The organism is Actinomadura sp. HBU206391, from assembly GCF_014323665.1.
Taxonomy (GTDB): Bacteria; Actinomycetota; Actinomycetes; order Streptosporangiales; family Streptosporangiaceae; genus Actinomadura_C.
Map to the genome: position 1 here is coordinate 21,965 of NZ_JABVEB010000075.1, position 6,385 is coordinate 28,349.

A 6,385-nucleotide genomic window follows, 5' to 3' on the forward strand; every position below is an offset into this window, starting at 1 on the left:
GCTCCTTTGCGGACGAGGATGGACGGGAGCGGGCGGCGCGGCACTGAGCGTAGGCGGCGGCTCGGCGCCGGAGGTTCACCGCAGCTCCTCCAGCATGTGGTGGCGGAAACGCAGGGTCTCGGTGAGCTCGGTGAGCGGCCAGGACGCCGCGTGGTCACGGGTGATCTCGTCCAGCCGCGACACGGCGTCCGGGGTCAGTCGTTCGTCGGCCAGCCGGCACAGCTGCGCCAGGAACCTGGCCGCCTCGGGCTGCCGCGCGGCGGTCAGCAGCGACGCGACAACGGCGTCGGCGAGCTCGCCCGTCCACGGGCCGGGCATCCGGTCGAGCACGCGCACGACGTCGGCCTGGCCCTCCACCCAGCGGATCAGATCGGCGGCCGCGCCGTCGCGCTCGCCGGCCGGCAGCACCGAGAGCAGGTCGGCGAGCGCCTCGACCTCGTCCACGACGACGCCGCCCTTCAGCAGCGCCCGCGCCCACTCGGCGTCGCGCTGGCGGACGGCCGCGCGCGCCCAGCCGAGGTGGACGTCCTTGGCGCTGTGCACGTCATGGTCGACGGCGTCGGCGATGGGCAGGCACACGACCTCCATCGGGCGCATGTCGAACAGCTCGGTCCAGGTGGCCAGTGGTGTGCGGGCGAGGACCTCGCGCAGCCACCCGGCCCTGTTCCCGATCCGCTCCGCGGCGTGGAAGGGAATGCCGTCGCGCTGCATCGTGTCGTCATGGCCGGCCGGAGGCTCGACGACGATCCACTGTTGCGCCCGCAGGCGTACGGTCCGGTGCTCGCCGCGCAGGCAGGCGCGCGCCCGCTCGGCCATCCGCCGCCCGTAGGCAGAGCCGGGCAGTCGGGCGAGCAGATCGGCGGCGATCCGCCGCACGTCCTGCCCGCGATCGTCGAGCGCCGCTTCGAGGAACTCCTCGTCGCCGGCGGACAGCCCACGCTCGAAGGTGGCGAGGAACACCGCGCGATCGGGGGCGGGCTCTCTGTCCCAGGTCGCGCGCAGGGCCGCCAGTGCCGCCGGGGGATCGGTGGCCCGCAGCCGCACGAGGTGGGCGATGCGCCGGGCGCGGGTGCCGGTCTCCCACCCTCCGGGGTCGTCGGCCGCGTCTTCGCCGCCCACGGCGACCAGGTAGGCCCAGTCGGTGTTCTGCAGGGCCAGCCACACTCCGCGCCGGCCCGCCGCCCGGGCGATGAGCGGGCGGAGCGTCCGGTCGGTCCGGCCCTTCTCCAGCAGGTCGGGCAGCAACCCGGCCGGTACGCGGTAGCCGAGCCCGGCGGTGCGCTCCAGCCACTCCGGCAGTACTCTGGCCCGCTCACCGGCGAGGATCTGCCGCAGCCGGCGGGTGGCCTCGGGCGGCACGGGCGGCGCGTTCTCGGCCGGGGCGGGCGCGATCGGCTCGGCCGTGCCGGCGATCAGGCCCGCGCGGCGGCGTACGGTGAGCACCGCCGCCTGGTCCAGCAGCCGGCCGGCCGGGTCGGCGGCGTCCTCGGGCGCCTCGGGCAGCCGCGGAGCGGGGCGCCGCTGGGTGCCGAGCAGCGCGGCGGAGACGTGCTCGGTCCACGCGTTCAAAGGATCACGAGCCCTTCCTCGTCCTGCCAGGCCGACAATGGCACCAGCCCGCGCGGCGACCACTCGCCGGCCACGGTGAGCGGCCGGCCGCCGGACACCGCCAGCAGCCGCCACGGGTCGGTGGTGCGGAGCGGAAGGGCGTCGCCGGCCGGGTCGACCACGTGCCAGCCGTCGTCACCGGCCCGCCGGCCCAGCCGCAGGTCGGCCAGCACCGCGGGCCATCGGTCCAGCCACGGATCGCGGCTCAGGGCGTCGGCGTGCTCGCGCAGCAGTCCCTGCACGGTGGTGCCGCGCGGGGCGTACTGCCGCGGAGACGCGTGGCGTTCCGCCACGAGCGCGCGCAGCGGCTGGGCACCGGGGTAGAAGGCGAGCACGGCGTCGATGGTGGCGCCCACCACCAGGGAGGCGTCGAGGGCGCGGCCGGGCGCCCCGAACGACAGCACGAGGGCGGAGCGTCCGGTCTCGCGGCCGCGCAGCCACACCCGCCGGGTGATCAGCCGGTCCTGTTCGGTGTCACTGGAACCGGCGACGTACCAGAGGTCACGGACCCGCTCGCCGGCCAGGACCTCCTCCTGGTTCAGCGTGAAGCCGACCCGTGACCGCACGGTGGCGTTCAGCGGCTCCGGCAGTTCGGCACGGCGGTCGAACGCGGTGGTCAGCAGGCGCAGCAGCGCGTACTCCTCCAGCAGCCGCTGCGGCCAGTCGGCGCCACGGCGGGGCACCGACGCGAGCGCGCGCACCTGGCCGGCCAGCGCCCCCGCCTGAGCGTCGACGAGCCGGCGGGCGGCGTCGTCCCACACCTGGTAGGGAGCCCTCTCGGCGTGGGCCAGACCGTGCGCGACCTGGTCACGCAGCCACTGGTCGAGATCCGCGACCCCGTCGGCGGCCCGCTGCTCCCGCCGTTCGGCGGTCTTCGGATCCCGGGCACCGCCGGGCTTGCCCTCGGCGGCGTCCTTGCCCGCCCGCCGCCGCTCGGCCTGGTCCGCGCGGTCACGCCGCTCGGCGAGCCACTCGGTCACCCAGCCGGGCGGGGACTGTTCGGGCACCGTGCCGTCGCTCCACAGGAGCAGCAGCGCGAGGGCGTGCTTGCAGGGGAACTTGCGGCTCGGGCACGAGCAGCGGAACGCGGGCTCGGACAGATCGACGATCGCGCGGTAGGCGCTCTTGCCGCTGCCCTGGCACGAGCCCCAGACGGCCTGTTCGTCGCAGCCCGTGCCGGACCACTTCGCCGGCCTGGCCGCGGTGGCCGCCGCCTTGCCCGACGGGGCGTCGGGCGCCAGCCCGAGCACCTGTTCGCGTCCCCACCGTTCGGTCACAAGCCCGAAGCTATCGGGCTCCGCCGACATTCTCCGGCCATCGCCGGATGTGGGGAACGCGGCCGTCCGGGCTCGTCAGCGGCCCTTGCCCGTGCCGACGGTGGGGCGGCTGCGGCGCCGGTTACGGCGCAGCCTCGCCTGCCGTTTGCGGCGGTACTTGCTGCGATCGAGCTTCTTGTCGGCCATGGCGTCATCGTCCGCCCGGCGTCCGCCCGGGTGAACGGTCATGACCGGATCCGGCCGAAACCGGATCAGACCGGCATGCCGGGAGCCGATCGGCCGGCGCGGTCGGACGTCGGCGCGGTCGGGAGGTCAGGTGCGGTCGGGCGCCGGCGAGGTCAGACGCCGGGGAGGTCGGAGAGCTGGGGGAGCGAGCCCGTCTCGGGGAACAGCAGCTGGGCACCGGCGAGAAGCGACAGCAGCGCGATCAACGCGAACATGCCGACCCAGGCCAGCCCGGGCACCCCGGTGAGGTAGGCCAGCTGGTCGGCGTCGGACCGCGGCGCCTGGTGGCGTGAGCGCATGCGCTGCAGCTCGATGACCGGGCGGGCCCCGGCGAGCAGCAGGAACCACGCGGCCAGGTAGGCGAACCCCGCCTGGACGTTGGCGTCGCCCAGCCACGACACCGCGAAGATCACCGCACCGGTCCCGACGACCGTGAACACCCCGTAGGCGTTGCGGATCAAGATGAGCATGGCCCCGAGCAGTGCCAGCGAGGCCCACAGCATCAGGGTGATGCGGTCGGCGCTGAGCAGTACGGCGAACGCCAGCCCGAGCAGCGGCGGAGTGGTGTAGCCGGCGATGGCGGTGAACACCATCCCGGCCCCGGTCGGCTTGCCGCGCGAGACGGTGACGCCGGAGGTGTCGGAGTGCAGCCGGATCCCGTCCAGTTTGCGGCCGAACATCAGCGCGACCAGGGCGTGGCCGCCCTCGTGGGCGATCGTCACGACGTTCCTGGCGAGCCGCCAGGTGGGCGGATGTCCCACCGTCAGCAGGGCGATGACGCCGGCGATGACCACGAGCCACCAGGGAGGAGTGGGCTGGGTCCCGGTCACGCGACCCCACAGGTCGCCGATGTTCGCTGTATCCACTTCCGCCCTCAGGGTTACGCCGGCTGGGATCACCCCGGCTGGGATCACCAGAGTGCCATGCGACGGCCGGTGACTCGGCCGTCGCCGGATAAGACGCGGACCGGGGCCGGTCCGTTCAGTGCATTCGGCCACGATTCCTCGGGCGCCGCCGGAGCGGCGGCCAGAATGGAACGCCGTCCGCGACCGGCAAGTCTGAGGGTTCGCCGACCGTAAGTCGATGTATGTCGCTATTTTTGGTAGCTCATGCGCATTTAGCGGTCTGAGCCGAAACCGAGCCGGCGGGTGGCACCGCGCCGGGCGGACACGGCCGGCTCGACTGGAGGGTGACGGGGTTGAACGGGGAACGGCGGTCCGGCTCGCCGGAGGATCTCACATGAGCGACAGCCATGCCGCGCCCGACGCCGACGCCCTGGCCAAGCGGTTCGCGCAGATGTTCCACGCCCTCGGCACCAACATCGAGCGGGTCATCCGTGGCAAGAGGGACAAGGTCGAACTGGCCTTGATCTGCCTGTTCAGTGAGGGGCACCTGCTCGTCGAGGACGTGCCGGGCGTGGGCAAGACGACCCTCGCCCGCAGCATCTCCGCCTCGGTGGAGGCGCGGTGGAGCCGCATCCAGTTCACCCCCGACCTGCTGCCCAGCGACATCACCGGCGTCTCGATCTTCAACCAGGGCGGCAACGCCTTCGAGTTCCACCCAGGCCCGATCTTCGCCAACATCGTCGTCGGCGACGAGATCAACCGCGGTTCGCCGAAGACCCAGTCGGCCCTGCTCGAGGTGATGGAGGAGCGCCGGGTGACCGTCGACGGCCGGGCGCATCCGGTGCCCCGGCCGTTCATGGTCATCGCGACCCAGAACCCGGTCGACATGGACGGCACCTATCCGCTGCCGGAGGCCCAGCTCGACCGTTTCCTCATGCGGATCTCGATGGGCTATCCCGACCACGCGTCCGAGGTCGCCGTGCTCGCGGGCGCCCCGACCGGCGCGATGCTGGACAAGATGCCGCCGGTCTCGGGCCGCGAAGACGTCGCACGCATGATCCAGTTCGCCGCGAGTGTGCACGTGGCCGGGCCCATCTACGACTACGTCGTGCGCGTGGTCGCCGCCACCCGGGGACACGGCGACCTGCGGCTCGGCGCGAGTCCCCGGGCCAGCCTGGCACTGCTCCGCGCCGCGCGGGTGCGGGCGGCCGCCGCGGGCCGGTCCTACGTGGTGCCCGAGGACGTCAAGGTGCTCGCCGCGCCGGTCATCGCCCACCGCCTGATCATCTCGCCCGAGGCCGAACTGCGCGGCCTCGGCGCCGACGACGTGGTCGCCGAGGTGCTCTCGAACGTCCCCGTTCCGCAGGCCGCGGCGGTCTGAAGTGGGCGCGCGGGCGGGCCACCGCCGGAACAGGCGATGCTGACGCCGCTCGGCCGGGGCACCGCGGCCGCCTCGGTCCTGCTGTACGCGGCCGGCTGGTGGCTCGGTTATCCGGAGCCGGCGGCCCTGGCGGTCGTCGGGCTGGCCGCGGTCGCCGGCGCGCTGCTGTGGACGCTGCCGCGGCCGGCGCTGGAGATCGGCCGCGAGATCGCGCCGCTGAAGGTGGCACGCGGGCGGCCCGCCGCTGGGGTGCTGCACGTCACCAACACCGGCCGTGCCATCCGCGCCGGCCTGCGGGCCAGTGACGCGGCGGGCGCGACCACCGTCGAGGTCGCCATTCCCCGGCTCCCGTCGGGAGGTGTGCGCACCGTGACCTACCGGCTGCCGACCGATCGGCGTGGCGAGATCCCGGTGGGCCCGCTGAGGCTGATCCGCGCGGACCCGCTGGGTCTCGCCCGGCGGGTACGGGAGTACGGCCGGCCGCAGACCCTGCTCGTCCACCCCTGCACCACCGTTCTGGCGTTGATGCCGTCGGGCCGCGCCCACCACCTGGAGGGGCCGACCACCGACCGGGCTCCCGCGGGCACGGTGACGTTCCACGCGCTGCGCGAGTACGTCCGCGGCGACGACCTGCGGCACATCCACTGGAAGTCCAGCGCCCGCACGGGCACGCTGATGGTGCGCCAGCTGGTGGACGCGAGCCTGCCGAACACGACGATCGTCATCGAGGCGAGGCCCGGCGCCTACCGGGATCCGGACGACTTCGAGCTGGCCGTCGACGCGGCCGCCTCGATCGCGGTCGGCGCCTGCCGCGCGAACTTCCCGGTGCGGATCCTGACCGGGGCGGGACCGGTCGCGGAGACGCGGGGCGGCCCCGACGACGCCGAGGCCGTTCTCGACCGGCTGGCGAGGGTGACCCTGGCCGAGGGGCCCGGCTCCACCGTGGACGTGGTCCGGCGGGTCCGTTCCGGCGGCTCCCTGATCGTCCTGACTCCGGGTGGCGCCGATCTGAGCCGGATCACGACGGTGCGGGCCCGATTCGACCGGGT

The 6,385-nt window shown here is 74.1% G+C and carries 6 protein-coding genes; 2 read left to right on the plus strand and 4 right to left on the minus strand.

Translation table 11 applies throughout. From position 1 onward, the window contains the following. Positions 1–75: 75 nt before the first annotated feature. From HKK72_RS21350 to HKK72_RS21365, 4 genes are all read right to left on the minus strand, one after another. Positions 76–1,569 (minus strand): DUF5691 domain-containing protein, encoded by a 1,494-nt coding sequence (locus HKK72_RS21350; protein ID WP_187236173.1) that lies wholly within the window; start codon positions 1,567–1,569, stop codon positions 76–78. Then, positions 1,566–2,885, minus strand: coding sequence for an SWIM zinc finger family protein (locus HKK72_RS21355; protein WP_315987368.1), 1,320 nt, complete (start codon positions 2,883–2,885; stop codon positions 1,566–1,568). Before HKK72_RS21355 ends, HKK72_RS21350 begins: the two co-directional genes overlap by 4 nt. A gap of 75 nt (positions 2,886–2,960) precedes the next feature. After that, the gene (locus HKK72_RS21360) at positions 2,961–3,113 is read right to left on the minus strand and encodes a hypothetical protein (protein WP_187236175.1); all 153 of its coding nucleotides are present in this window, start codon (positions 3,111–3,113) and stop codon (positions 2,961–2,963) included. Positions 3,114–3,223: 110 nt separating this feature from the next. Next, positions 3,224–3,976 (minus strand): M50 family metallopeptidase, encoded by a 753-nt coding sequence (locus tag HKK72_RS21365; RefSeq protein WP_187236176.1) that lies wholly within the window; start codon positions 3,974–3,976, stop codon positions 3,224–3,226. 373 nt (positions 3,977–4,349) lie between these two features. Between HKK72_RS21365 and HKK72_RS21370 the strand changes: the two genes are divergently transcribed. Together HKK72_RS21370 and HKK72_RS21375 are read left to right on the plus strand one after the other, a co-directional pair. Further along, positions 4,350–5,336, plus strand: coding sequence for an AAA family ATPase (locus HKK72_RS21370; RefSeq protein ID WP_187236177.1), 987 nt, complete (start codon positions 4,350–4,352; stop codon positions 5,334–5,336). A gap of 36 nt (positions 5,337–5,372) precedes the next feature. After that, a partial coding sequence (locus HKK72_RS21375) for a DUF58 domain-containing protein (RefSeq protein ID WP_187236178.1) occupies positions 5,373–6,385 on the plus strand: 1,013 nt, incomplete at its 3' end.